Source organism: Chlorobium phaeovibrioides (assembly GCF_003968655.1).
In the GTDB taxonomy this organism is placed as follows: Bacteria; Bacteroidota; Chlorobiia; order Chlorobiales; family Chlorobiaceae; genus Chlorobium; species Chlorobium phaeovibrioides.
Map to the genome: position 1 here is coordinate 16,571 of NZ_RXYK01000013.1, position 23,279 is coordinate 39,849.

At 52.6% G+C, this 23,279-nt stretch carries 27 protein-coding genes and 3 tRNA genes; 23 read left to right on the forward strand and 7 right to left on the reverse strand.

All coding sequences use genetic code 11. The features are described 5' to 3' along the window. Positions 1-69: 69 nt before the first annotated feature. The gene (gene hisB, locus EKD02_RS08005) at positions 70-672 is read right to left on the reverse strand and encodes an imidazoleglycerol-phosphate dehydratase HisB (protein WP_011890348.1); all 603 of its coding nucleotides are present in this window, start codon (positions 670-672) and stop codon (positions 70-72) included. Positions 673-780: 108 nt separating this feature from the next. On the opposite strand from hisB, the gene secG reads away from it, so the two are divergent. From secG to EKD02_RS08020, 3 genes are all read left to right on the forward strand, one after another. Further along, the gene (gene secG / locus EKD02_RS08010) at positions 781-1,119 is read left to right on the forward strand and encodes a preprotein translocase subunit SecG (protein WP_011890347.1); all 339 of its coding nucleotides are present in this window, start codon (positions 781-783) and stop codon (positions 1,117-1,119) included. 9 nt (positions 1,120-1,128) lie between these two features. Next, a tRNA-Lys gene (locus EKD02_RS08015) sits at positions 1,129-1,204 on the forward strand. A gap of 237 nt (positions 1,205-1,441) precedes the next feature. Next, positions 1,442-2,767: an LptF/LptG family permease gene (locus EKD02_RS08020; protein WP_126384931.1), complete on the forward strand. Its 1,326-nt coding sequence runs from the start codon at positions 1,442-1,444 to the stop codon at positions 2,765-2,767. Positions 2,768-2,783: 16 nt separating this feature from the next. Here EKD02_RS08020 and EKD02_RS08025 read toward each other — a convergent pair whose 3' ends face one another. Both EKD02_RS08025 and EKD02_RS08030 read right to left on the reverse strand, forming a co-directional pair. Continuing rightward, positions 2,784-3,134, reverse strand: a complete 351-nt coding sequence (locus EKD02_RS08025) for an acyl-CoA thioesterase (RefSeq protein WP_011890345.1) — start codon at positions 3,132-3,134, stop codon at positions 2,784-2,786. Positions 3,135-3,155: 21 nt separating this feature from the next. Beyond that, complete coding sequence (locus EKD02_RS08030; protein WP_126384933.1) at positions 3,156-4,760, reverse strand: NFACT RNA binding domain-containing protein; 1,605 nt, start codon at positions 4,758-4,760, stop codon at positions 3,156-3,158. A 93-nt stretch (positions 4,761-4,853) separates the two neighbouring features. Between EKD02_RS08030 and EKD02_RS08035 the strand changes: the two genes are divergently transcribed. The 7 genes from EKD02_RS08035 to EKD02_RS08065 all read left to right on the forward strand — a co-directional run bounded on the left by EKD02_RS08035 (position 4,854) and on the right by EKD02_RS08065 (position 11,068). Then, a complete protein-coding gene (locus EKD02_RS08035) occupies positions 4,854-5,396 on the forward strand; it encodes a deoxycytidylate deaminase (protein ID WP_126341375.1) in 543 nt (180 codons plus the stop codon). After that, positions 5,390-6,490 (forward strand): bifunctional diaminohydroxyphosphoribosylaminopyrimidine deaminase/5-amino-6-(5-phosphoribosylamino)uracil reductase RibD, encoded by a 1,101-nt coding sequence (gene ribD, locus EKD02_RS08040; protein ID WP_223267084.1) that lies wholly within the window; start codon positions 5,390-5,392, stop codon positions 6,488-6,490. Before EKD02_RS08035 ends, ribD begins: the two co-directional genes overlap by 7 nt. Positions 6,491-6,516: 26 nt before the next feature. After that, positions 6,517-6,933, forward strand: coding sequence for a DoxX family protein (locus EKD02_RS08045; RefSeq protein WP_126341376.1), 417 nt, complete (start codon positions 6,517-6,519; stop codon positions 6,931-6,933). Positions 6,934-7,033: 100 nt separating this feature from the next. After that, complete coding sequence (tpx, locus tag EKD02_RS08050) at positions 7,034-7,534, forward strand: thiol peroxidase (RefSeq protein ID WP_011890340.1); 501 nt, start codon at positions 7,034-7,036, stop codon at positions 7,532-7,534. Positions 7,535-7,678: 144 nt separating this feature from the next. Further along, positions 7,679-8,335, forward strand: coding sequence for a riboflavin synthase (locus tag EKD02_RS08055; RefSeq protein WP_011890339.1), 657 nt, complete (start codon positions 7,679-7,681; stop codon positions 8,333-8,335). Beyond that, positions 8,336-9,673 (forward strand): replication-associated recombination protein A, encoded by a 1,338-nt coding sequence (locus EKD02_RS08060; protein ID WP_126341377.1) that lies wholly within the window; start codon positions 8,336-8,338, stop codon positions 9,671-9,673. Positions 9,674-9,709: 36 nt separating this feature from the next. Further along, the gene (locus EKD02_RS08065; RefSeq protein WP_126384935.1) at positions 9,710-11,068 is read left to right on the forward strand and encodes a TolC family protein; all 1,359 of its coding nucleotides are present in this window, start codon (positions 9,710-9,712) and stop codon (positions 11,066-11,068) included. A gap of 4 nt (positions 11,069-11,072) precedes the next feature. Here EKD02_RS08065 and EKD02_RS08070 read toward each other — a convergent pair whose 3' ends face one another. The 4 genes from EKD02_RS08070 to EKD02_RS08085 form a co-directional block, all read right to left on the reverse strand. After that, entirely contained in the window at positions 11,073-12,008 is a 936-nt protein-coding gene (locus tag EKD02_RS08070; protein WP_185805723.1) for a class I SAM-dependent methyltransferase, read from the reverse strand. A 14-nt stretch (positions 12,009-12,022) separates the two neighbouring features. Continuing rightward, on the reverse strand, positions 12,023-12,541 hold the full coding sequence (locus tag EKD02_RS08075; RefSeq protein WP_011890335.1) for an HIT family protein: 519 nt from the start codon (positions 12,539-12,541) through the stop codon (positions 12,023-12,025). A gap of 34 nt (positions 12,542-12,575) precedes the next feature. Further along, positions 12,576-12,659: transfer RNA gene (locus tag EKD02_RS08080), tRNA-Leu, on the reverse strand. Between the two features lie 16 nt (positions 12,660-12,675). Continuing rightward, a tRNA-Leu gene (locus tag EKD02_RS08085) sits at positions 12,676-12,757 on the reverse strand. 106 nt (positions 12,758-12,863) lie between these two features. Between EKD02_RS08085 and EKD02_RS08090 the strand changes: the two genes are divergently transcribed. From EKD02_RS08090 to nuoL, 13 genes are all read left to right on the forward strand, one after another. Beyond that, positions 12,864-13,457, forward strand: a complete 594-nt coding sequence (locus EKD02_RS08090; RefSeq protein ID WP_041469825.1) for a hypothetical protein — start codon at positions 12,864-12,866, stop codon at positions 13,455-13,457. Further along, the gene (locus EKD02_RS08095; protein ID WP_011890333.1) at positions 13,439-14,503 is read left to right on the forward strand and encodes a ferrochelatase; all 1,065 of its coding nucleotides are present in this window, start codon (positions 13,439-13,441) and stop codon (positions 14,501-14,503) included. The genes EKD02_RS08090 and EKD02_RS08095 overlap by 19 nt, the downstream gene beginning before the upstream one ends. Before the next feature lie 36 nt (positions 14,504-14,539). Continuing rightward, on the forward strand, positions 14,540-15,112 hold the full coding sequence (locus EKD02_RS08100; RefSeq protein WP_225739494.1) for a tetratricopeptide repeat protein: 573 nt from the start codon (positions 14,540-14,542) through the stop codon (positions 15,110-15,112). A gap of 35 nt (positions 15,113-15,147) precedes the next feature. Beyond that, entirely contained in the window at positions 15,148-15,360 is a 213-nt protein-coding gene (locus EKD02_RS08105) for a hypothetical protein (protein ID WP_244924429.1), read from the forward strand. A 135-nt stretch (positions 15,361-15,495) separates the two neighbouring features. Further along, the gene (locus EKD02_RS08110) at positions 15,496-15,927 is read left to right on the forward strand and encodes an NADH-quinone oxidoreductase subunit A (RefSeq protein ID WP_126341382.1); all 432 of its coding nucleotides are present in this window, start codon (positions 15,496-15,498) and stop codon (positions 15,925-15,927) included. 29 nt (positions 15,928-15,956) lie between these two features. Beyond that, complete coding sequence (locus tag EKD02_RS08115) at positions 15,957-16,526, forward strand: NADH-quinone oxidoreductase subunit B (protein ID WP_011890329.1); 570 nt, start codon at positions 15,957-15,959, stop codon at positions 16,524-16,526. A gap of 43 nt (positions 16,527-16,569) precedes the next feature. Then, positions 16,570-17,088: an NADH-quinone oxidoreductase subunit C gene (locus EKD02_RS08120; protein ID WP_011890328.1), complete on the forward strand. Its 519-nt coding sequence runs from the start codon at positions 16,570-16,572 to the stop codon at positions 17,086-17,088. Positions 17,089-17,119: 31 nt separating this feature from the next. Then, positions 17,120-18,322: an NADH-quinone oxidoreductase subunit D gene (locus tag EKD02_RS08125; protein ID WP_126384939.1), complete on the forward strand. Its 1,203-nt coding sequence runs from the start codon at positions 17,120-17,122 to the stop codon at positions 18,320-18,322. Beyond that, the gene (nuoH, locus tag EKD02_RS08130; protein WP_011890326.1) at positions 18,319-19,437 is read left to right on the forward strand and encodes an NADH-quinone oxidoreductase subunit NuoH; all 1,119 of its coding nucleotides are present in this window, start codon (positions 18,319-18,321) and stop codon (positions 19,435-19,437) included. Before EKD02_RS08125 ends, nuoH begins: the two co-directional genes overlap by 4 nt. Positions 19,438-19,477: 40 nt before the next feature. Then, entirely contained in the window at positions 19,478-20,110 is a 633-nt protein-coding gene (locus EKD02_RS08135; protein WP_126341384.1) for a 4Fe-4S binding protein, read from the forward strand. Positions 20,111-20,124: 14 nt separating this feature from the next. Further along, positions 20,125-20,646 carry an NADH-quinone oxidoreductase subunit J family protein gene (locus EKD02_RS08140; protein ID WP_126341385.1) on the forward strand — a complete coding sequence of 174 codons (522 nt, stop codon included), beginning with the start codon at positions 20,125-20,127 and terminating at the stop codon, positions 20,644-20,646. Between the two features lie 12 nt (positions 20,647-20,658). Beyond that, positions 20,659-20,976, forward strand: coding sequence for an NADH-quinone oxidoreductase subunit NuoK (gene nuoK, locus EKD02_RS08145; RefSeq protein ID WP_011890323.1), 318 nt, complete (start codon positions 20,659-20,661; stop codon positions 20,974-20,976). Positions 20,977-21,029: 53 nt separating this feature from the next. Next, positions 21,030-23,270: an NADH-quinone oxidoreductase subunit L gene (gene nuoL / locus EKD02_RS08150; protein WP_011890322.1), complete on the forward strand. Its 2,241-nt coding sequence runs from the start codon at positions 21,030-21,032 to the stop codon at positions 23,268-23,270. Positions 23,271-23,279: the final 9 nt, after the last annotated feature.

The window sequence follows — 23,279 nt, forward strand, 5'->3', positions numbered from 1 at the left end:
AAGGCTGCTTCCTTATGGATGCAGCCTTTTTTATTGAGATCGTTTTTTGTCTTCCTTTAGGGGGATGCGCTAAAAAACGCCTTTGGTGGAGGGGACGGCATTGCCTTCAACCTTGATTGCATCTTTCATGGCATAAGCAAACGCCTTGAAAATCGCCTCAATCTTGTGGTGGGTATTGCGTCCTTCAAGAATGGCTATGTGGATATTGGCGTTCATGCTCCCGGCAAGAGAGGTGAAAAAGTGCTCAACCATTTCCGTTGAGAGCCCCTCAATGAGCGGACGGCTGAATTCAGCGCGGAACACCGAGCAGCTGCGTCCTCCAAGATCAACCGCACAGCGTGCAAGAGCTTCATCCATCGGGATCATTGCCCACCCATATCGCCGAATGCCTCGCTTTTCTCCCAGAGCCTCCGTAATGGCTCCGCCAAGCACAATGGCAATGTCTTCAACCGTGTGATGGTCGTCCACCACGAGGTCTCCCTGACACTGCAGTGTGATGTCAATGCCTGAATGGCGGCTGAAAGAGGTCAGCATGTGGTCGAGAAACCCAATGCCCGACTCTATCGAGCTGGAGCCTGTTCCATCAAGAGAGATGCTGATTGTGATGTCGGTCTCTTGTGTCTTTCTTGCTGCCGTTGCCCTGCGGGTCTGTTTTTCTTCTTGTTCTGCCATAAAGAGGGGTTGATAAAACTTGGCTTGGATTTTTTTTAAAAGTTGCTAACTTAAGGACCTTATCTGATAAAGATACACTATTTGAGAATTAATTAAAGCGGCCGGGACATGCATGTTTTTATTGTCGTTTTAGGACTGATAGCCTCACTGCTCCTTATCGGGGTCATTATGCTGCAGAGTCCGAAAAGCGGTAGCGGCCTGACAGGCGGCATAGCAAGCCTGGGCACAGTACAGACCATGGGAGTCAGACGGACGGGTGACTTTCTCGGGCGTGTGACAGCCATTCTTGCGGGTGTTGTCATGCTTCTCTGTTTCATTGCCGTATTTACCCTTCCGGAAAGGGCAGGAGTAAAGACAGGACAGAAAAGCATACTGCAGGAAACACCGGTTACCGCACCTCCAGCTGTTCCCTCAGCACCAGCGCTTCCCGCAACACCGCTCAAGTAGTTTTTTTATGCACTCGTGGCTCAATTGGTAGAGCAAGTGACTCTTAATCACTGGGTTCCAGGTTCGAGTCCTGGCGAGTGCACCATGCAAAAGACCTCTTATGAGGTCTTTTTTTTGTGGTAGGTAATAGGGGACGTTGTTGAATATCGTGAATAAAGTTATTCACGATATTCAACAACGTCCCCTAGTTACGTCCCCTAGTTTCGTCCCCTAGTTTTCGGCTGCATCTTTTGGGGGGAAGATGCGGCTGTTTTTTTTATTGTATATTCTTCCACACTGAAGAGAGGGGCCCCCGGGTCCGCACATTAAGAGCAATGAAGGAATGAAACTGATTGACCGTTACATACTCAAGGCACATGTCGGTCCTTTTTTCTTTGCCTTCCTTACCATCATTTTTGTGCTGATTCTGCAGTTCTTTGCCAGTTTTGCGGATCGTTTTATCGGCAGGGGTATCGGGTTCGGGGCTCTGGTGGAACTCATTGCTCTGCAGTCGGCATGGATGGTGGGGCTTGCAGCTCCCATGGCTGTGCTGATTGCCGTTGTCATGGCGTTCGGGGCATTGACCACAACTTCGGAAATGACTGTTTTCCGTGCTTCAGGCGTGTCGCTTTATCGTCTTATGATTCCCATTCTTCTTGCAGGCCTGGTACTTTCTTTTTTTGTGGAGCGGTTCAATAATGTTGTGCAGCCGCTTGCCAATTATCAGGCCCGGTCGCTGATGGATGATATTGTTAAGGCGAAACCGAATTTTGGGATTACTGAAAATGCCTTTTCTCCCTTGGTGGACGGCTATTCAATTCTTGTCCGGAAGTCCGATGAGCGTACCGGTGGTATTGGCGACATTATCATTTACGATTCAACACGGCCTGATTTCCGGAGTGTGATTACAGCTGAAGAGGGGCGTATCAGCTTTTCTGATGATGGCGGCTATCTTCTTCTGACGCTGCGGAATGGAGAGATTCATGAGGTTCAGCAACCGGATTACAGGCTCTATCGGAAAATGTCGTTTCAGCAGCATCGGTATGTTTTTGAATCTACGGGTTTTGGTTTTTCGCGAAGTGATGACAGGCGCAACCGTGCCGGCGGGAAGGAATTGTCAGCAAAGGAGCTGCTGCTTGTGGCGGGTGAATACCAGAGAAAGGTTGACGATTCTGAAAAGCATATAGGTATGTCGCTTGAAATGTTCGAGCAGGCGCTCTCTGTTGTGACTCCGGCCGGAGCGGTAAGCTATCCTCAGCTCAAAAGCCCCAATGCGGCAGCGGCATCTGCGGTGGCTGGTTATCTTGACAGGCAGATCACTGTTCTGCAGAGTGAACTGAAGAACAGGGATGTGAATCAGGGAATGGTCAACCGTTTCATGGCTGAATACCACAAGAAATATGCCCTTGCATTTGCCTGCTTTTTCTTTGTGCTTGTGGGTGCGCCTCTTGGTATTCTTGCCCGGCGGGGTGGTTTTGGCATTGGAGCCATTCTCTCTCTCTTCTTTTTCGTTCTCTACTGGATCCTGATGATTGCCGGAGAGAAAATGGCGGTTCGTGGTGTCCTTGAGCCCTGGGCTGCAATCTGGATGGCTGACGCCGTGATGGCGGCAATAGGCCTTACTCTGGTCATCAGCCTTACAGGCGCCGTTTTCAACTCCAATCGTTGATTTTGGCGGATGATTATCAGATTGGCTGTTTGTGGCCTTCGCTGTCTACGGCGACGAAGGTGATGTTGGTGCTGAAGGCCATTTCGCGGATCCCGTTTTCAATTTTTTCGGTATAGGCTTTCACTGAGTAGTCCACTGCGGTGTTGCCTTTGTGTTTCTGTTCGGTGACAAAGGCGAGAATGGTTCCGTTTCGTACGCTTTTGCGGAACTCCACCTTGTCCATGGCAACGGTTACAAAGTTGCGACCGGGATAGTCAAGCGTGACGGCAATGTAGCCGACCTCATCAATCCATTTCAGCAGGTGTCCGCCGAAGAGGAATCCGTAGTGGTTGAGATGTTCGGGCAGGACCAGCTTATAGTTTTCCATTGTGTTTTTTTCTAAGGGGGTTCAGGGAAGTTCTTTTTCGGGTTTGACCATGAGGACCTTTTCGCGTTCTACAACAACCTGGCCCGGGGGAAGATTCCTTCCTCTGCGGACATGTTTTTTCAGCGTATAGATGACGGGCACGAGCCCTGAGTGTTTTGCTTTTGAGTGCCATGCGGCTATTGCGGCTGCTTTTTGGATTGCGTCGCTATGGTCGGGGCTGGCTCCTTTGAGAACGCAGTGCGAGCCGGAGGTCCCCCTGGCATGGAGCCAGATGTCGTTGGGACGGGCATGTTGGAAGGTCAGGGTGTTGTTGTCGGCAGCATTTTTCCCTATAAGAAGCGTTATGGTGTCGCTGATGCGGATGCTTTTGAAGGGGAGTCGTTCAGCCGTTTTTTTCTGTGCTGCGCTTCCTGTTGACTTTCTTCGCTGCCGGGCGTCTGAGGGTTCTTCGGCGGTCATTCCTGCAAGCTCTGCTTCAAGTTCTGCTGCCTCCACTTCAAGCTTTTTTCTTCGCTTGAGAAGCCCCTCTATTTTCCCTTTTCCTTTTGAGGATTTCTGGAAATAGTGTTCTGCATTCTGCTGCAGGTTGAGTTCCCTCTGGAGCGGAATTGTTCGGGGCGGGCTTTCGGGGGAGAAGATGTCGGTGAGTGTGATGGATTCAGGTCTTGTTCGCTCCAGGTAAAGTGAGGCGATGAGGAGATGGCCTGAGATCTCATTCTTTTGGGCTTCCGCGGCAACTGCATCGGGGTTTATGGTCTGCAGTTCTTTGCGGATTTTTTTGAGTCGTTCTTTCAGGGTTGAGCGGAGGGGAGGCTCCTGCATAGCTGTGCCGGTGTGGCGGAGTGTGGCAATGCTGTAAGCCGCAAGCCCCTGAAGGATGTTTTCGTGCTGCAGCGATTCATTCAATGGGGAGTGGAGAATACTGAACTCAGGAGCCCCGTCTTGGTTCCTGCCAGTCTGGATATGAGGGTTCTGCAGCTCATGGAGAAGCGTGCGGAAGTGGCTGTGAAGGGCGGTTGCGGGGTGGTGGTTCTCAAGTCTCGTGAGAAGTTCTCTCTGCAGTTTTCTGTCAAATCCCGGCAGGGCGGCGACTGTGTGTTCAATGTCGCCGTTGTGTTGCTGAAGCAGCTCCTCAAAATCTGCCAGCGAGTCTGCCAGCGAGTCAAGCTGCTCGATGATTGAGGAACTCTCTTGCTGTTCGGGAAGATGAGTGCCCTTGAGGATGGTGCTGTTTTTGAATGCGTCGATAACTGTTCTCTTTTCAAGAAGAAAGGCGTTGCTGTTTGTGGCGAAGAGCTGCAGCATGATGCTGAGGCCGCTCTGGAGCGTGATGGTTATTTCACGGTCGACCGGGGAGATGGCGACTGATTGTACGGTGTCATCTTCACTGATATGCCAGAGTGAGGCACTCTGCTTCTTTTTCCGGTGATGGCCGCTTCGCATGAAGAGCGCCGTTTTGGGGTTGCGGATGAAGAGTGTCAGTTCCAGCGGTTCTCCGGCTCTGTTCAGGAAGCTGAGGACAAGCTGGTTTTTCTCCTGTGAGTGCACCCCCGTAAGGGTTCCTCGTGCAAGCGTTTCATGCAGTTCCCCTGCGGCGTGAAAGAGGGTGAAGTAATTGCGGAACATGGGCTCCAAAAGGTTGCGTGGGCACGATCTTTTTCTCTATTTTAAATAAAATGTCGATTTTTTCGTTCTGATAATGCTGAAAATACTACGGATATGACCGAAGAAAACACGGGCGGCTGCACCTGCGGCGGTGAAGTTGGTGACGGGCACTGCGAACAGGAAAAACGGCTTGGGTGGCATGAGTATTTCATGAGTGTTGCACGGCTGATTTCACAGCGGGCAACCTGCACCCGGGGTCATATCGGGGCGGTCATCGTGCGCGATAACAATATTCTCTCTACCGGTTACAACGGGGCTCCTTCAGGCCTTCCACACTGTAATGAAACCAATTGCAGGATATACCGGAGTACGCACCCCGATGGGACGGTTGAGGAGAATTGCGTCAATACCATCCATGCTGAAATCAATGCCATTGCGCAGGCTGCCAAGCATGGGGTCTCTATCAAGGATGCGGATATATACATTACGGCAAGTCCCTGTATTCATTGCCTCAAGGTGCTGATCAATGTGGGGATCAGGACCATTTACTACGAGAAGCCTTATAAAATCGAGCATATTTCCGAGTTGTTGCGCCTGTCGGGGATACGGCTGGTTCAGGTTCAGGTTGACGGGCCGGAAAAGCATTGTTCATGTTGATTGCTGAGGATTTGCGCCATATGGTGCGCTGCCTTGAGCTTGCCCGTCAGGGGGCCGGGGCGGTAAGCCCCAACCCGATGGTGGGCTCAGTCATAGTGTGTGATGGCGAGGTTGTGGGGGAGGGGTATCATGAGGCCTTCGGGGGCCCTCATGCGGAGGTGAATGCAATCGCTTCTGTTGGTGACGGGGCGGTGCTTCGCCGTTCAACCCTGTATGTGAACCTTGAACCCTGTTCTCATCACGGAAAAACACCTCCCTGTGCAGATCTTATTGTTGAAAAAGGAATCAGAAGGGTTGTCATCGGCTGCGGTGACCCCAACCCTCAGGTGGCAGGAAGAGGTGTGGCGAAGCTCCGTTCAGCTGGTGTGGAGGTGCTGGAGGGCGTGCTGGAGGCGGAGTCGAAACGGCTGAACGAGGCATTCATGACAAGCCATGCCGAGGGTCGTCCTTTTGTTGCTCTCAAACTTGCTGAAACGCTTGACGGGAGGATTGCCACTGCTGACGGGCAGTCGAAGTGGATAACAGGGGAGGCTGCCCGGTTGGAGGTTCACCGACTCCGCTGTTCGTATGATGCGGTATTGAGCGGTGCTGCCACCATCCGTGCAGATGGGTCGCGGTTGACGGTCAGGCATTGTGCCGGGAGGAACCCGCTCAGGGTGGTGCTGGATCCTTCTCTTTCCCTTTCACCCGATGCTCCGGTGTTCGGTGATGAGGCCAAAACTCTGCTCTTTGCATCACAATCCATGGAGGGATCGCCCTCTGCCCTCAGATATGCGGCCATTGGTGTTGAAATGGTGTTTGTTGAGGAGGGGACAGGCGGTCTTGACCTGCGGGCTGTGCTTGATGAACTGCACCGGCGGCAGGTGCTTTCGGTTTTGGTTGAGTCGGGCGGCCGGCTCTCGGCATCCCTTGCCCGGGAGCGGCTTCTGGACAAGCTTTATATGTTCATTGCTCCCAAACTCTTTGGCGGCGATGCTCTCGCCTCCTTCGCCCCATTGGGCGTCTCTTCCCCCGATGAGGCCCCCGCTTTCAGGTTTGAGCCTCCCCGCCTGGTTGGGGAGGATGTTCTTCTGGAAGCTTACACAGTCAGATAACCTTTCCTAACAATGGAGGATTCGTCATGCTTGATCGTTTTGTTAACAATAGTGACCTTGCTAAACTGCTTCTCAGGTTGTCGGTTGGCGGGCTGATGCTTTTTCATGGCATCAACAAGCTGCAGCACGGGTATGGTTTTGTTGAGAAAATGCTGGAGAAAGCTCATCTGCCCGGTTATCTGTCGCACGGCATTCTGGTGGGCGAGGTTCTTGCACCGATCCTTATTGTGCTGGGGCTTTATACCCGGGTTGCTGCACTCATGCAGGTGGCTGTTATGGTGATGGCCATCTATCTGGTCCACACCGGCGATATGTTTCGGCTGACCGAGCATGGAGCATATGCTCTTGAGCTGCAGGGGCTTTACCTGTTCGGAGCGCTTGCGCTGTTCTTTTTGGGTGCAGGCCGCTACAGGCCCGGCAAAGGAAAAGGGGTCTGGAGCTGAAGGGCGGGGAACTCTCTGGAAGGCGCAGTGGTTGAACCTTCCTGAACTCCAGAGACATGAGCAGGCAGTATTTTTTTTTAACTTGAGATTTTATTGTTTTATGGCAACGATTACTCTTAAAGGAAACACAATCCAGACTGTTGGAACCCTTCCTGCCGTCGGCAGCGAAGCTCCTTTTTTCTGCCTCGTCAAAACCGATCTTTCTGAAGCGGGCCCTGCGGATTTTGCGGGAAAAAGAATGGTGCTGAACATTTTTCCGAGTCTCGATACTGCAGTATGTGCGGCATCGGTGAGGCGATTCAACAAGGAGGCATCTTCTTTTGACAATACCGTAGTGCTTTGTATTTCTGCCGATCTTCCCTTCGCACACAAGCGCTTCTGTGAGGTTGAGGGTCTTGACGATGTGATCTCTCTTTCAGTATTCCGCTCGCCAGCCTTCGGCAGTGATTATGGGGTGAGCATAGCTGATGGTCCTCTCAGAGGGCTTCTGTCGCGTGCAGTGGTCATTGTTGATGCGGACGGTCGCATTGCATATACCGAGCAGGTTCCGGAAATTGTTGAGGAGCCTGATTATGATGCTGCTCTTGCAGCCCTTGCATAAAGAGAGTATACATGGCTTGTTTCATAATACCCGAAGTGCCGGCACTCTGCCGGCGCTTTGCGGTTCATGGGGCTGGGGGGGAACCCTGCAGGGTGATATTTTTGCTATATTGATCTCTCTTTTCAAGTCACAACAGTTTGCGCCATGTTTACCGGAATCATAAAAGATGTTGGCACAGTTGGCGGAATAAGCCGCCAGCGTGGGGGACTGCGGCTGAAGGTTCGCCACAGCATGCCGGAGGCTTTTGTTGGCCTTGCGGTGGATGAAAGCGTGAGCATCAATGGCGCATGCCAGACTGTTGTCGGCTGCACCCCCGACAGTTTTGAAGTTGACAGCGTCGAGGAGACGCTCGCAAAAACGACGCTTGGCTCCCTCAGGGAGGGTGCCCTTGTGAATCTTGAACGGGCTCTTCGGCCAATGGACCGCATGGGCGGACATTTTGTGCTTGGTCATGTCGACACTTCTGCTCCTGTTTCCGCCATACGGGAACTGGGCTCTAGCCGTGAAATCACCGTTTCGTTTCCTGCTGCTTTCGCGCCCGTTCTTGTTTCTGCCGGTTCCATTGCCATAGACGGGGTAAGCCTGACGGTTGCCCGTCTTGAGGACAACTCCTTTACTGTTGCTGTTATTCCCTATACCGTTGCTCATACCACGATTGCAGCTCTGAAGACAGGCAGCATGGTGAACCTGGAGTTTGACATTCTCGGGAAATATGTTGCCCGCCGTTTTGATGCACCAGCCGCATCTTCGGTTCCTGCTTCTTCCATGGATGAAGCGTGGCTTCGCCAGCAGGGGTTCTGAATGAACATTCGTAAGGGTACGCCCGACATGTTCGGGGTTTCGGGGGGAGAGGGAGGCAATCCATCGCCTTTCCAGCCTCTGGCTGAGAGGGTCCGGCCCCGTTCACTTGACGATATGAGGGGGCAGGAGCATCTGCTTGGTCCGGATGGTCCGCTTCGCAGGTTTCTTTCGGGAGGCCAGCTCCCCTCAATGATATTCTGGGGTCCTCCCGGAACCGGAAAAACGACGCTTGCCGAGATATGCGCTTCGGCTCTCGGGTTCCGCTTTGAAACCCTTTCGGCTATTGACTCCGGAGTGAAGGAGGTACGCAGGGCTCTTTCTGATGCGGCTTCTGCCAGGGAAAGGGGCGAACGAACGATTCTCTTCATTGACGAAATCCACCGGTTCAACAAGGCTCAGCAGGATACCCTGCTGCATGCCATTGAGCAGGGTGTGGTTGTGCTGATTGGAGCGACTACGGAAAATCCTTCGTTCGAAGTGAACGCCGCATTGCTTTCCAGAATGCAGGTCTATATTCTCAAACCGCTTACGGAGGATGATATTGCTTCTCTTATCCAGCGGGCCATGGACGGCGATTCCCTTTTTGCTTCCCGGAAGGTGGAGCTTGAGGATCCCGGATTTCTGCTCCGTTTCGCTGGTGGCGACGCAAGAAAGGCCCTCAATGCACTTGAGGCGGCTATGTCGCTGGTGCCGGAGGGGGATGGGCCGGTTCAGCTCACTGCCGATGTTTTTGAGCGGGCTCTCCAGCATCGGGCTCCGATGTATGACAAGGGGGGGGAGGCCCATTACGACACCATTTCAGCATTCATCAAGTCGCTGCGGGGGTCTGATCCCGACGCTGCCTTGTTCTGGCTTGCCCGGATGATTGATGGAGGGGAGGACCCGAAGTTCATCGCACGGAGGCTGGTGATTTTTGCCAGTGAGGATGTCGGTAATGCTGATCCCTATGCAATCACGCTGGCTGTCTCAGTGTTTCAAGCGGTTTCCATGATAGGGCTTCCCGAGGCCAGAATCAATCTTGCCCAGGGGGTCACCTACCTTGCCTCATGCGCCAAGTCCAATGCGGCATACGCGGGAATCAACGAGGCTCTTGCCGAGTCGAAGTTGCTGCAGAATCTCTCCATCCCCATGCATCTTCGCAATGCTCCCACAAAATTGATGAAGCGTCAGGGCTACGGTGCCAACTACCGCTATCCCCACTCCTTTCCCGGTCATTTTGTGGAGGAACACTATTTCCCCGAAGGGATGGAGCCAAAAACATATTACCGCCCGACTGAAGAGGGGCGTGAGAAATTTCTTGCTGATCGGCTCCGTTCTCTTTGGAAGAACCGTTACTGAAACAAGTCTATAATCCTGTAAATAACTAATTTTTTGATGGTTAAGAATATTGTCGTCTCTTTCCTGCTTGTTGCTGCTTCGTTTACCCCTGTCCATGCAGCAGATAAGGCTCCGAAAGACTCTTCTGTCGCGGGGGAGTTGCGGGTGAGGCTTGAGGACGCGGTGCGAATCGGGCTGCAGAAGAGCCGGACGCTTGAATTGGCACGCCTTGACAGAAGGATGAGCTCTGAAAAACTGATGGAGGCAACCTCTCCCGTGCTGCCCCAGATCACCTCCGGCTTCACTTATACCCGTTCACTGCAGCCCTCCGTCATGTTTCTGCCGAACTTTCCGGGCGATACGAGTCCGATGGAAATCAGTTCCGACAATTCCGCCACTGCGACGCTTGAGGTGAGCCAGTCTCTTTTCAATGGTTCCGCCTATGCTTCCATCCGTGCGGCTGCAACGGCCGGGAAAATGAGCGATGAGGCTTACCGGAATGCAGAGTCGGCGGTTCTTTCCGATATTTCCATGGCTTACTACGATGCTCTCATTTCGCGCGATCAGCTGAAGCTTGTAGAGGAGAGTATTGCCCGATGGGAGGAATCCAGAAAGGATACACAGGCCATGTTCCGTCAGGGGGTTGTTGCCGATATCGATACCCTCAAGGCCTTTCTCTCGGTTGAGAACCTCCGCCCTGATCTCATTCAGGCAGAGACCAGAGTGAATGCCACCATGACCAGGCTGAAAAACACCATGGGTGTTTCGCTTGAAACCCCTCTGGTTCTTCTCGATACCCTCTCGGTTGGTTCCCGCTCCTATCCCGGCGACCTTGGGGCTGCCTGGAGCGAGGCGATGGAGAAACGCCCCGACATCCGTCAGCTGGAGCTGCAGGTCAAGGCGGAAAAGGATAAAATTACCGCTGTTCGTGCCGAGCGTTTTCCCATGCTGACCGCCGTTGGTCAGCTGGAGTCGCAGACCGCCTTTGATGACGAAGTTCAGCTCTCCGATTCCCGATGGCCCGTTTCCTCGTGGGTTGGCGTGCAGGTGAGCCTTCCCATTTTTACCGGTTACCGTATCAGTTCGCGGGTGCAGCAGGCCAAGATTGCGCAGTTCCAGACAATGACCCGTCTTGAGGATCTCAGGGCGAATGCAATGGCTGAAATTGAGCTGCGGCTTTCGGCTTGGCGTGAGGCTGAGAAGCGCATTGATGTGCAGTCGAGCACCATAGCTATGGCGCAACGGGGGTATCGGATATCGTTGCTCCGTTTCAGGGAGGGTGTGGGTTCGCGTCTGGAGCTGACCGATTCAGAGCTGCAGCTCAACAAAGCAAGGACCAACTACCTGCAGGCCGTTTATGACTACCTTGCTGCCGGCGTCCTGCTCGACCGATCTCTCGGGCGTATTCCCCGCTGAGCGTTCAGGTTGTTTTTTCTACCGTGTAAATGACTGATGAGCTTCCTGTGGGGTTCAGAACAGAGCGGAGGGTGAAGCGTCCTGCTTGAACAAGTGCGGCTGGTATGTTTTGAGCACCGTGCGGTTTTCGGGTGCCTGTTGCAAGGAGCTTTTCACTGAGAAGGGTGTTGTAGATGGTGTCGGGCAGCCATTGGGAAGTATTGCTGACGGTGAGGCCATGGAGTGCCAGCAATGCTGAAAGAGTGTCGGGCGTGAAGTGCCAGAGGTGTCGGGGGGCGTCCCATGCAGCCCAGTATGCCCCGTAGTGTTGTGCATCGTAGCTGAACGGATTGGGAAGTGCGAGGATGATCTTTCCGTCTGGAGCAAGAAGCTGTTCCATCTCTTGGAGTGTGGCGTGAAGATCGTCAATATGTTCCAGTGTATGCCAGAGAACGATGCGGTCATACCCTTTGTCGTTCTCCGCCAGTTCGCCCAGAGCGTGAAGTATCCTCAGTCCGTATCGTTCCCTGGCGTAAGCAGCTGATTCTCTGTCGGGCTCAATGCCGGTGAGATGTTCCCTTTGCAGGCCGTTTTTCCTATGGAGCGTCCCGAGCAGCGTTCCTGTGGCGCAGCCAATCTCAAGGAGACGCGTTTCCTCCCTCTCTTTATTCAGCCCTTTCAGGACTACTGCAGCCCGCCAGGAAAGGAGCAGTTGGTGTGCTGCCTGCTGAAGCCGCTCAGCGGGGGAGTGTGCTGATTGCATATGAGGGCTGTATCCGCTGTGTTGGTAGTGCTGTTCCAGCTCCTCCCTGTCGGGACGGGGGTTCAGCATCATGAGGCCCGAAGGGTTTATCTGTACAATGTTCCATCTGCATCCCTTTTCGGGGTGGAATCGATCAGGAACCGAGAGGAAAGGTGTGGAGTCAGCGGAGCCGGTTATCGGGCAGATGGCATTTTCCATTGGAGACGGCCGATTCAGGAGGGGTCTTCGGCAAGACATTCTCCGATTGCCGTTTTCAGATTTCTGTAGAGGGCTCGCATATCGTTGCTGAGCACTTTGGCTTCGGCAAGTACCGGCATGAAGTTGGTGTCGCCCTCCCATCGGGGGACAATATGGAAATGGATGTGGGTGTCGACGCTGCCTCCCGCTACCCGGCCGAGGTTTGCTCCGAAGTTGATTCCCTGTGGTTTCAGTGTTTTTTCAAGAGCTCTGATTGAGAGATCGGTCAGCTCCATGACCTCAAGCTTCGTCTCCCGGTCGAGACCGGTGAAGGAGGCTGTCTGAAAGTAGGGAATGACCATCAGGTGGCCGCAGTTGTAGGGGTAGAGGTTCATGATGATAAAACACCTCTTGCCCCGGTAGAGGACGAAGCGCTCTTCATCTTCCTCGGGAGGAATGTCGGCAAAGACAGATTTCCCTGAACTTGCAGCGCTCTTTTCTTCCTTGAACGACTGCATGTATGTTTCACGCCATGGTGAGTACATCCTGTCCATGCCTGCTGCGGTCTTGTCCTGCGGTTGTGTATTGTACCAAAGGTGGGGCTCGAACCCACACGGGTGTTATCCCACTGGATTTTGAGTCCAGCGCGTCTACCAGTTCCGCCACTTTGGCAACTTCCCGGGGGGAGTGCGAGAGAAGGGACTCGAACCCTTACGCCTCACGGCACTAGTTCCTAAGACTAGCGTGTATACCAATTTCACCACTCTCGCAGTGGAGTGAGAATATAAATGGATTTTAACTTATTAAAAAGTTATCTTTATGAATACTTTTTCGCGCGTCATGCGCTTACATCAACAGAGCTTACCCCTTGTGCCCGTGCAGTTTGACAGACACCGTTCAGCAAATGTCATTTCATGGGTTATCAGTCCTGTGGTTGTTGCTCCGCTTGCCTATCTCTGTATTGTCATGTTCGGTTACCGTGATGATGCTGCCCGTCTGGCCTATATCTCCGTCCTCTTTTCTGCGAGCATTCTGGCTCCAATGCTCCTCATTTACGGGTTGAAAAAAATCGGCAAGGTATCCGACTACAACATCTCCTTCCGGGAGCAGCGGTTCCTGCCTCTCCTTGTGCTTGTTGCGGTAAATTTTCTTGGGTATGAGTTCATGCAGCAGATGCATGCACCAAGGTTTCTCGGAGGGATTCTTCTGTTCAATGCGGTCAATACTGTTCTGATTCTCCTGGTGACGCTCCAGTGGAAAATCAGCATTCACCTCTTTACCTTTGCCTCTTCGGCAGCGCTTGTCTTTCTCCAGTTCGGGGCGCAGTCGCTGTGGCTGCTTTCTGGCGTCCCCTTGTTGATGTGGGCGCGGATAGAGTTGAAAGCTCATAATTTCATGCAGACGCTGGTGGGTTCCATCCTGGGGTTTGCGGTCATGTATCTTGAACTGAAATGGTGGACAGGGCTGTGAAGAGGAAGCGATACGCTGTTGTTGTTGTTACCTATGGTGAAGTTGAAAAGCTGACGCTGAGGAACCTCTGGCCAAGTTCCCGCCGTATTCTCAAGGTCATTACCAGCCAGATTGTCAAAGTTCCCTCGTTTCTCATCTATCTCATTGCCGACTACCGCTCGATGAAACACTTCATCAACTGGCGCTGGAACGGGTATGAATCTTCGCTTCTTTCCACAAATCGGGCGCAGACGAAACGCCTTCGGTGCGAGCTGGAGTCAAATGCCGCCACACTCCCTTCAGGGGTGGATGTTGATGTGTTTGACGCATATTATTTTGTTCCCCCCTATCTTGAGGATCTGCTCCAGCGGCTTCGCCAGGAGTATGACGGCATTGTTGTTGTTCCGATGATTCCTGTTGAATCGGCATTTTCATGCGGGGTCGCCTGCAGGACGGTGTCCGATGTTTACGGCAATGAACGCTACAGCCTTGTCAGACTGATGAACAAGTTCTGGGCTGATGATGAACTGCAGCGGATTTATGTAGACCATCTGTTCAACCGGCTTTCAGGAACAAGGTTTCAGAAGGGCGCAGGAAAATTTGGTCTTGTCCTGGTTATTCACGGCACTCTTGTCAAAGATCGTGCAGGAAATCCCCCCAGGGTCTTTACCGGACTTGATGAAACCGGACGCTTTTTTGAGATGGTGAAGCGAAAAATCATGGCTGACCCCCGCAATGTGTTTGCCGATATCCGTCAGGGGTGCATGAACCATTCGGCAGGAGGGGAGTGGACCGCTGATACGGTTCAGAAGGCCATAGCGGAGTTCCGCGATGAAGAGTGCGACGGGATGGTTATGTTTCCCTACGGATTTTTTGCCGACAACAGCGAGACCGAGTACGAAGCCCGCCGTCTGCTCGACAGGTCGGGGCTTGGTATGCTTCAGTATGTCGGATGCATCAATGATTCGCCGGCTTTTGGCGGGTGGTTGTCGGGCAAGGTGGTTGACGAGGTACGCACCCTGAAAGGTATTCAGGATGCATATGCAACGCTTGGGGTTGATGAATGAGTATGTCAATGTAATGTTCTGATGACGGATGCTGATATGACTGAACCAACAGGCGACAACCAGAATGCGCGGTACAGCGAAGCGCTTGCATGCATTGAGCGGCAGGAGCATGACGAGGCACTTGCGCTTCTTGACGGGCTTCTTTGTGATGAGCCCCGCAACCCGCAGGCACTTTACGCACGGGCTCTTACCCTCATAGCAGCGGGTGAATACCGGAAAGCCGGCTGCAGCCTTCTTCGTTCAATTGTTCTCGATCCCGGCCATGTTCCTTCAAGAAGCTATCTTGGGTTTGTGCAGCTTACCCTCGGTAAAGAGGAGTCTGCACTCAGCACCCTCAAGGCCGCTCTTGAGATTGATCCCGGATATGTTGAGGCGTGGTGCGTTCTTGGCGATGTTTATCTTGACCTTGGCGAGTATGACGATGCAAAGGATGCGTTTATGGAGGCACTTCGGCTTGAGCCGGAAAATCCGGAGCCTCACCGGAAAATGGCCATGTACCTTGTTTCAAGGGGAGAAATGGAGAAGCTCAGGGAGGTCTGTGAGAGGCTCGGGACGCTTGACCCCTCAATGGCCGAACAGATTCGAACCCTCTTCTTTGATGAACAATGAAGCTTTTCCCTGATACCGATTCACGGAACCTTTTCATGAAAAAAGGTCTGCCGGTAGTGCTTGCAGTTGTGTGGGCCCCTGTTGTCTGGCTTGCGCTCAGTGGATTCATCGCTCCTCTCCTGAGGCCCGTCACTTCGTCTGATCTTCTTTCCCAGGTGGTTGTCATTCCCTTGACCCTCATTGCTACGCGCCTGTTATTAAGGCTTTTTGTGCGATTGAGCCGTTCTTTCAGTGGAACAACATCGTGAAAGGTTACGCTTTTTATGAAGAGCGTTTAAAATTGTTAACTTTCTCCCGACAGGGCCCTGTTTTTTTCTTGTCTGTGGGTAATTTTTTTTATATTTGCGCACCTGCTCCGGGTATTAACATTAGAATGGCATCACATGGACCAGACGCTGAGTGAATTTGGCAATGTCTTTGTATTTTTTCTTCTTGGCGTTGTCTTCGTCGCCGGGGGATATCTTACCGCCCGCATGCTGCGTCCCAGCCGCCCAAACCCAGTCAAGACATCTACTTACGAATGCGGTGAAGAGGCCGTGGGTTCAGCCTGGGTCAAATTCAATATCAGGTTTTATGTTGTTGCCCTTATCTTCATCATTTTTGATGTGGAGGTCGTTTTCCTGTTCCCCTGGGCAACCGTCTTCCGCCAGCTTGGGAGCTTCGCCCTCGTTGAGGCACTTGTGTTTGCAGGCATTCTCATTCTCGGGCTCGTCTATGCATGGGTGAAAGGCGATCTTGACTGGGTGAGGCCGACCCCATCCGTTCCGAAAATGCCGGAGATGCCGGCCTCCAAATCAACTTCCCAGAGGGACTGACCACTTATCCATCTCTATTCACAGCTATCATGGGTTTACTCGACGCAGCGGTTTCAAGGCAGAATGTACTGGTAACTTCAGTTGACAGTGTCCTGAACTGGGCCCGCCTCTCCTCCCTCTGGCCAATGGGTTTCGGTCTTGCCTGCTGCGCCATTGAGATGATGGCGACCAACGCTTCCAACTATGATCTTGAGCGGTTCGGTATTTTCCCCCGTTCCTCTCCGCGCCAGTCGGATCTGATGATTGTGGCCGGTACGGTTACCATGAAAATGGCCGAGCGTGTTGTGCGCCTGTATGAGCAGATGCCTGAGCCCCGCTATGTGCTTTCGATGGGAAGCTGTTCCAACTGCGGCGGTCCCTACTGGGAGCATGGATATCATGTTCTCAAGGGTGTTGACAGGGTCATTCCCGTCGATGTCTATGTTCCCGGATGTCCTCCCCGTCCTGAAGCTCTGATTGGCGGCCTGATGAAGATTCAGGAGCTGATACGCATGGAGGGGCTTGGCGTTTCAAGGGCTGATGCGCTGAAAAAACTTGCTGAAGCAGAAAGTGATCCCCAGCCTCTCATTGAAGAGGCGAGAAAGCAGAAAACAGCATAAGAAATTGAATAACCCGGCAGACTAACGGCTGAATAACGGAAGAATGGAAGAAGGAAAGGTATTGTCCAATGCGGCGCAGGAGAGTGGAGCGGCATATGCCGTCATCCATGAAAAATTCGGCGAGGCCATATCGGCATTCGACGACAACGCCACCATGCCGTTTTTCGAGGTTCTTGATACAGCGCTCTGGACTGATATTGCGCTTTTCATGCGCGACCATCCAAAGCTGAAGTTCAACTACATGGCCTGTCTTTCAGGTGTCGACTACCCTGAGGAGGGAAAGCTTGGCCTGGTTGCCAACCTTGAGTCTCTTGGTGTGTTCGGTCACAAGCTTGCCGTCAAGGTCAAGTGCCCCCGTGAGGGAGGATCGATTCCCAGTGTTGCCGGTGTGTGGCATACGGCCAACTGGCATGAGCGCGAGGCGTATGACATGCTGGGAATGCTCTTTGAGGGCCATCCCGACATGCGCAGGATTCTCTGCCCTGACGACTGGGAAGGCTGGCCGCTCCGCAAGGATTACAAGGTACAGGAGAGCTATCATGGCATCAAGGTGCCATACTGACATGGGTTTAAAAAGTTAAAGCCGCATCTCTATGCAGGAATTGGAAATGGCTGGACAGGGATCCCTCCGTCTGAGCCGAAAAAGCGATACTATTGTGGTTCTTGAAAAGGACCTTTCAACCGAGCAGATGGTGCTCAGTATGGGTCCCCAGCACCCCTCAACCCATGGCGTGCTTCGCCTTGAGTGCCTGACAGACGGTGAGGTTGTTACCGAGGCTGAACCATACCTTGGTTACCTGCATCGCTGCTTTGAAAAGCATTGTGAGCATGTCGATTATCCGGCGATTGTTCCCTATACCGACAGGATGGATTACCTTGCAGGCATCAACAGTGAAATGGCATACTGTATTGCTGTGGAAAAACTGCTTGATCTGGAAATTCCCCGCCGGGTCGAGTTCATCCGCGTCATTGTTTCCGAGCTGAACCGGATTGCCTCCCACCTTGTGGCCATCGGTACCTACGCAATTGATCTTGGTGCATTTACACCGTTTCTTTTCTGTTTCCGGGACCGTGAGCACATTCTCAATATGCTTGAGTGGGCTACGGGTGCACGGATGCTCTATAATTATATATGGGTCGGTGGTCTTGCCTATGATGTACCGGCAGGTTTCAACGAACGGGTTCTGGAGTTTGTCAACTATTTCCGTCCCAAGGCTCTTGAACTACAGCAGCTGCTGACAGAAAACGAGATTTTCGTGAAGAGGACCAAGGGCATCGGCATCATGCCTGCCGATGTTGCCATCAATTATGGATGGTCAGGCCCCATGCTTCGCGGCTCAGGTGTCCAGTGGGATATAAGACGCAATGATCCGTATTCCATCTACCCCGAACTTGATTTTGCCGTCCCTGTTCCTGACGGGAAGCTCTCCGTTGTGGGCGACTGCCTTTCACGCCACCTTGTGCGTGCTCTTGAAATTGAGGAGAGCCTCAAGATAATCGAGCAGTGCATTGACAAAATGCCCGGTACCCAGGGTTTTGATCCACGCTCAGCCGTGCCGAAAAGAGTCAGGCCGAAAGCGGGCGAGGTATACGGCCGTGCCGAAAATCCCCGTGGCGAGCTTGGTTTCTACATTCAGAGTGACGGGAAATCAACCAGTCCGCTGCGCTGCAAGGCCCGCTCTTCATGCTTTGTTAACCTGTCGGCCATGAAAGACCTTTCACGGGGTCAGTTGATTCCCGATCTTGTTGCCATTATCGGCAGCCTGGACATCGTTCTCGGGGAGGTTGACCGATGATACACTCCGCCTTACCGCAATTCAGCATGCCACTTCTTATGGGTAACAGCCTCAACGCGTGGTCGGACGCCCTTGCAGGGTTCCAGCCTGCAGGACTTCCTCTTGGTCTTCTCATCATAGCCGCCATTCCACTGGTCTTCATCGCTCTCTACGCTCTTACCTACGGTGTGTACGGTGAACGGAAAATTTCAGCTTTCATGCAGGATCGCCTCGGTCCCATGGAGGTCGGCAAGTGGGGCATTCTGCAGACACTGGCTGACATTCTGAAACTGCTCCAGAAGGAGGATATTGTTCCCACCTCCGCCGACAAGTTTCTCTTTGTCATCGGCCCCGGTGTTTTGTTTGTCGGTTCGTTTCTCGCTTTTGCCGTGCTCCCTTTCAGCCCCGCCTTTATTGGAGCAAACCTGAATGTGGGTCTCTTTTTTGCCATTGGCATTGTGGCCCTTGAGGTGGTTGGCATTCTTGCGGCCGGCTGGGGTTCAAACAACAAGTGGTCGCTCTATGGCGCTGTGAGAAGCGTTGCGCAGATTGTGAGCTATGAAATTCCCGCTGCAATTGCGCTGCTTTGTGGCGCCATGATGGCCGGAACCCTCGACATGCAGCAGATCAACATCCTCCAGTCGGGCACATATGGTTTTGCGCACTTCTTTCTTTTTCAGTCGCCCATTGCATGGCTGCCGTTTCTCATCTATTTCATCGCCTCCCTTGCCGAGGTGAACCGTGCTCCCTTCGATATCCCTGAAGCTGAATCAGAGCTGGTTGCAGGGTACTTTACCGAGTACTCAGGCATGAAGTTCGCAGTCATATTCCTCGCGGAGTATGGCAGCATGTTCATGGTGTCGGCCATTATTTCCATCGTCTTCCTTGGCGGATGGAATTCACCGCTGCCAAATATTGGTCCAATAGCCCTGAACGACATGACCACCGGGCCGGTATGGGGCGCATTCTGGATTATCTCAAAAGGCTTTTTCTTCATCTTCGTGCAGATGTGGCTTCGCTGGACCCTTCCCCGGCTCAGGGTTGACCAGCTGATGTATGTCTGCTGGAAGGTTCTTACACCCTTTGCTTTCGTCAGTTTCGTTCTGACGGCGATCTGGGAAATCTATGTCCCCTGAGGGGCGAGTACTGAGAGTCAAGTAACCGTTGAATGACATTATGAGCGAGTATTTCAAAAATATTGCAACCAGCGCCAGCACCATAGCTACCGGTATGGGCATAACGCTGAAGCATTTCCTCAATGCCTTCAACCGCAAGGGTGATGCGGGTATTGATGATGTCGATTATTTCCGGCAGGTTGACGGTCTCGTCACGCTTCAGTACCCGCGTGAAGCGGTTCCTACACCTCTGCGTGGCCGCTACCGCCTTCACAACGCCATTGATGACTGCATTGGATGTGGACAGTGCGTCCGTGTATGTCCTGTGAACTGCATTGAGATAGAGACCATCAAGGTGATGCCCGAAGATCTGGCGGCCTGTGGCAAGACTTCAGGGGGGCAGCAGAAGAAGTTCTGGGTTCCTGTTTTTGATATAGATACGGCAAAGTGCATGACCTGCGGTATGTGCACCAATGTCTGCCCGACCGAGTGCCTTGTGCATACGCCGGTCAGCGATTTTTCTGAATTCGACCGTCAGAACCTGCTCTACCATTTCGGCAATCTGAGCCGCATAGAGGCCGATGCCAAACGCCGGAAGGCGGCTGAGGCTCAGGCTAAAGCGCAGGCCGAGAAGGAGTGTAAGGCGGCAGAAGCTAAAGCTGCGCAGGCCGAAGGCCCTGCAGGCGAACAATAAACGCATACTGAGCTATGAGCAACCCGACCTATACGGCGATTTTCTATCTCTTTGCGGCCATCACGGTGTTTTCAGCCGCGTTTGTCGTTTTTTCGCGCAATGTCATCTATTCGGCATTTTCGCTTCTCTTCACCTTTTTCGGCATAGCGGCTCTCTATGTTTTTCTGAGTGCCGACTTCATTGCCGTGACGCAGGTTGTGGTGTATGTTGGGGGCATTCTGGTGCTTCTTCTTTTTGGTGTCATGTTTACCAATAACATCATGGATACCGACCTGAAAACCGATGTGCTGCATGCCATTCCCGGAACATTCCTTTTTCTCGGTATACTCGCCGCACTGCTCTTTACTTTCTACACCACCAACGGGTGGATGCCTTCTGATACCCAACTGCAGGGCAGTGTGGTGGAGCGGATTGGGTTTGAGACCATGTCGCGCTATGTCCTTCCTTTTGAAATGGCATCAATTCTTCTTCTTGCTGCGCTTATAGGCGCGGCATTTCTTGCGCGCTATGACAATGGCGGCACCAACGAACATTAAGCAGTTTTATTCATGGAACAGCTGACGACCATAGGAATCAATCACTACCTGACCATATCGGCGATTCTTTTCGCTCTTGGTCTGTACGCCGTCATGACCCGCAAAAATGCCATTGTCGTTCTGATGGGGGTTGAGCTTATTCTCAATGCGGCAAACATCAACTTTCTTGCGTTTTCCCACTATAATGGAGGGATGGAAGGGGTGATGTTCAGTCTGTTTGTCATCGTGCTTGCGGCTGCCGAGGCTGCAGTTGCGCTGGCCATCATCATCAATATCTACAAGATCTTCAAGAGTGTTGATGTCTCCTCGATCGACTCCATGAAAGAGTGAACAAGGAAAGACGAATTACCAGTTTTCAATTTTTTCTGTAAACCGAAAGGAACATGCACAGTTTAATCCAGTTGTCAATAGCCGTTCTGCTGCTGCCACTGCTCTCGTTTGTCATCCTCATTTTCTTCAACCGCCGCCTTCCCAGACGGGGCGACTTTATCGGTGTGGGGATACTGGGTGCAACCTTCGGGCTCTCGGCATATATTTTCTGGACTGTCATTGTACAGCATTACGATCCGGCGTTCCGTGTTGCATGGGATTTTACCTGGATTGATTTTGGCAATGTTCCAGGCGTCGGGCCGCTTGTCATCAAGATGGGCATTGTCATTGACAACCTGACCGCCATCATGCTGGCAATGGTGACGCTCATCAGTTTTCTGGTTCATCTCTACTCGACGGGTTACATGAAGGGCGACAAGCATTACGGTCGCTTTTTCGCCTATCTCGGCATTTTCACCTTCTCCATGCTCGGCATTGTCCTGGCCGACAACCTTTTTGCTATCTACATTTTCTGGGAACTTGTGGGTCTCTCCTCTTATCTGCTCATCGGGTTCTTCTTTGAAAAAGAGAGTGCCGCAGATGCACAGAAAAAGGCTTTCCTTGCCAACCGTGTGGGCGATATCGGCATGTGGCTCGGCATTCTGATTCTCTACTCACAGTTCCATACTTTCAGCTACCATGAGATTTTCGGCCATCTTGCAGCAGGGGAGTTCGGTATGTCCCATGCCTGGCTGACCGCCGCAGGAATTCTGCTTTTCATGGGCTGCGTCGGCAAGTCTGCCCAGTTCCCGCTCCATGTCTGGCTGCCTGACGCCATGGAAGGCCCGACACCTGTTTCCGCCCTTATCCATGCAGCCACAATGGTTGCTGCCGGCGTCTACTTTGTTGCCCGTATCTTTGTGCTTCTGACACCCGAAGCACTCTATGTCATCTCCTTTGTCGGTGCATTCACCGCGTTCATGGCTGCCACCATAGCAATCACCCAGCACGACATCAAACGGGTTCTTGCATACTCAACTGTGTCGCAGCTTGGATACATGGTTCTCGGCCTTGGTGTTGGAGCTTATTCCGCAGCCATTTTCCATCTTGTTACCCACGCATTTTTCAAGGCCTGCCTCTTTCTTGGTTCAGGTGCCATCATCCATGCCATGCATCATGAACAGGATATGCGCTGGATGGGAGGGCTTCGCAAAAACATGCCCTGGACATTCGTAACATTCTCTGTTGCAACCCTTGCGCTTGCCGGTCTTCCGCTCAGCAGCGGGTTCATGAGCAAAGATGCCATCCTTGCTGGTGCCATAGGGTTTGCCCAGGCTGAGGGCGGCGGAATCTACTACCTTGTTCCTTTCCTCGGATTCATCTCTGCCCTGATGACCGCATTCTATATGGGCCGGCAGATATGGCTTGTTTTCTTTGGTGAAAGCCGCACCCATCTGAAGCCTGCCGCTCCGGACGACCATCACGCTGCGCATGCACATGATGACGGCCATGAGGGGGAGCATCACGCAGTTCATGAGGTTGCCTGGAACATGCGCCTTCCGCTGGTCATTCTTGCAGCACTCTCAATTTTTGTGGTTTACTCTCCCGACCCGCTTGATGGCGGAAAGGGGTGGTTCATGCACATGATTCAGACTCCCGCAACGGTTGTTGGCGAAACGGTGCATGCAGAACCGGCTCTTCATATGGAAGCCGGGGAAAGTCTGGCTGCCGGTGAGGGTCATGAAGTGGTTCCGGGGCACGGTGCTGCTCAAATGCATGCCGAAACCCACACTGAGGGCCATACATTTGCCGACCCACGGCAGGCCGAAATAGGCCATCTGTCTCATGCGGCCCACAATCAGGCAATCATGATTTCAAGCATCATGGTGGCACTCGGTATCGTTCTTGCTCTTGTCTTCTATGTTTTCCGACTCATCGATCCCGACAAGACTGCAAAGGCAATACGCCCCCTCTACCTTCTCTCGTTCAACAAGTGGTACTGGGATGAAATCTATAATGCAACCGTAATCAAAGGCTCTTTGGGGATTGCGCGGCTTCTGTCTTGGTTTGATGCCAACATTGTTGACGGTGTGGTCAACGGTGTAGCCACCCTGACCCGGAAATTCGCATTTGCCAATGGAAGCTTCGACAGATATGCAGTTGACGGAATGGTGAACTTTACCGCATTCTTCGTCAATACCTCTGGAGCATTCATGAAAAAGCTTCAGACCGGAAAGGTGCAGACCTATGTCGTTATGGTCATTCTTGCACTCTTCGGGTACTTCGTCTATTACTTTACCCAACTGGTCTATTAAGCGCGATTT

What these genes read in the sequence shown, in the direction of transcription:
- EKD02_RS08035 (WP_126341375.1), top strand. Translation starts at nt 4,854, where the DNA reads ATGACCGAAGAAAACACGGGCGGCTGCACCTGCGGCGGTGAAGTTGGT.
- EKD02_RS08070 (WP_185805723.1), bottom strand. Translation starts at nt 12,008, where the DNA reads ATGGAAAATGCCATCTGCCCGATAACCGGCTCCGCTGACTCCACACCT.
- EKD02_RS08135 (WP_126341384.1), top strand. Translation starts at nt 19,478, where the DNA reads ATGAGCGAGTATTTCAAAAATATTGCAACCAGCGCCAGCACCATAGCT.
- EKD02_RS08025 (WP_011890345.1), bottom strand. Translation starts at nt 3,134, where the DNA reads ATGGAAAACTATAAGCTGGTCCTGCCCGAACATCTCAACCACTACGGA.
- EKD02_RS08115 (WP_011890329.1), top strand. Translation starts at nt 15,957, where the DNA reads ATGGGTTTACTCGACGCAGCGGTTTCAAGGCAGAATGTACTGGTAACT.
- EKD02_RS08110 (WP_126341382.1), top strand. Translation starts at nt 15,496, where the DNA reads ATGGACCAGACGCTGAGTGAATTTGGCAATGTCTTTGTATTTTTTCTT.
- EKD02_RS08055 (WP_011890339.1), top strand. Translation starts at nt 7,679, where the DNA reads ATGTTTACCGGAATCATAAAAGATGTTGGCACAGTTGGCGGAATAAGC.
- nuoL (WP_011890322.1), top strand. Translation starts at nt 21,030, where the DNA reads ATGCACAGTTTAATCCAGTTGTCAATAGCCGTTCTGCTGCTGCCACTG.
- EKD02_RS08060 (WP_126341377.1), top strand. Translation starts at nt 8,336, where the DNA reads ATGAACATTCGTAAGGGTACGCCCGACATGTTCGGGGTTTCGGGGGGA.
- EKD02_RS08065 (WP_126384935.1), top strand. Translation starts at nt 9,710, where the DNA reads ATGGTTAAGAATATTGTCGTCTCTTTCCTGCTTGTTGCTGCTTCGTTT.
- EKD02_RS08020 (WP_126384931.1), top strand. Translation starts at nt 1,442, where the DNA reads ATGAAACTGATTGACCGTTACATACTCAAGGCACATGTCGGTCCTTTT.
- EKD02_RS08030 (WP_126384933.1), bottom strand. Translation starts at nt 4,760, where the DNA reads ATGTTCCGCAATTACTTCACCCTCTTTCACGCCGCAGGGGAACTGCAT.
- secG (WP_011890347.1), top strand. Translation starts at nt 781, where the DNA reads ATGCATGTTTTTATTGTCGTTTTAGGACTGATAGCCTCACTGCTCCTT.
- EKD02_RS08125 (WP_126384939.1), top strand. Translation starts at nt 17,120, where the DNA reads ATGCAGGAATTGGAAATGGCTGGACAGGGATCCCTCCGTCTGAGCCGA.
- EKD02_RS08100 (WP_225739494.1), top strand. Translation starts at nt 14,540, where the DNA reads ATGACTGAACCAACAGGCGACAACCAGAATGCGCGGTACAGCGAAGCG.
- EKD02_RS08045 (WP_126341376.1), top strand. Translation starts at nt 6,517, where the DNA reads ATGCTTGATCGTTTTGTTAACAATAGTGACCTTGCTAAACTGCTTCTC.
- ribD (WP_223267084.1), top strand. Translation starts at nt 5,390, where the DNA reads ATGTTGATTGCTGAGGATTTGCGCCATATGGTGCGCTGCCTTGAGCTT.
- hisB (WP_011890348.1), bottom strand. Translation starts at nt 672, where the DNA reads ATGGCAGAACAAGAAGAAAAACAGACCCGCAGGGCAACGGCAGCAAGA.
- EKD02_RS08120 (WP_011890328.1), top strand. Translation starts at nt 16,570, where the DNA reads ATGGAAGAAGGAAAGGTATTGTCCAATGCGGCGCAGGAGAGTGGAGCG.
- EKD02_RS08075 (WP_011890335.1), bottom strand. Translation starts at nt 12,541, where the DNA reads ATGGACAGGATGTACTCACCATGGCGTGAAACATACATGCAGTCGTTC.
- EKD02_RS08105 (WP_244924429.1), top strand. Translation starts at nt 15,148, where the DNA reads ATGAAAAAAGGTCTGCCGGTAGTGCTTGCAGTTGTGTGGGCCCCTGTT.
- EKD02_RS08095 (WP_011890333.1), top strand. Translation starts at nt 13,439, where the DNA reads ATGGTGGACAGGGCTGTGAAGAGGAAGCGATACGCTGTTGTTGTTGTT.
- nuoH (WP_011890326.1), top strand. Translation starts at nt 18,319, where the DNA reads ATGATACACTCCGCCTTACCGCAATTCAGCATGCCACTTCTTATGGGT.
- tpx (WP_011890340.1), top strand. Translation starts at nt 7,034, where the DNA reads ATGGCAACGATTACTCTTAAAGGAAACACAATCCAGACTGTTGGAACC.
- EKD02_RS08140 (WP_126341385.1), top strand. Translation starts at nt 20,125, where the DNA reads ATGAGCAACCCGACCTATACGGCGATTTTCTATCTCTTTGCGGCCATC.
- nuoK (WP_011890323.1), top strand. Translation starts at nt 20,659, where the DNA reads ATGGAACAGCTGACGACCATAGGAATCAATCACTACCTGACCATATCG.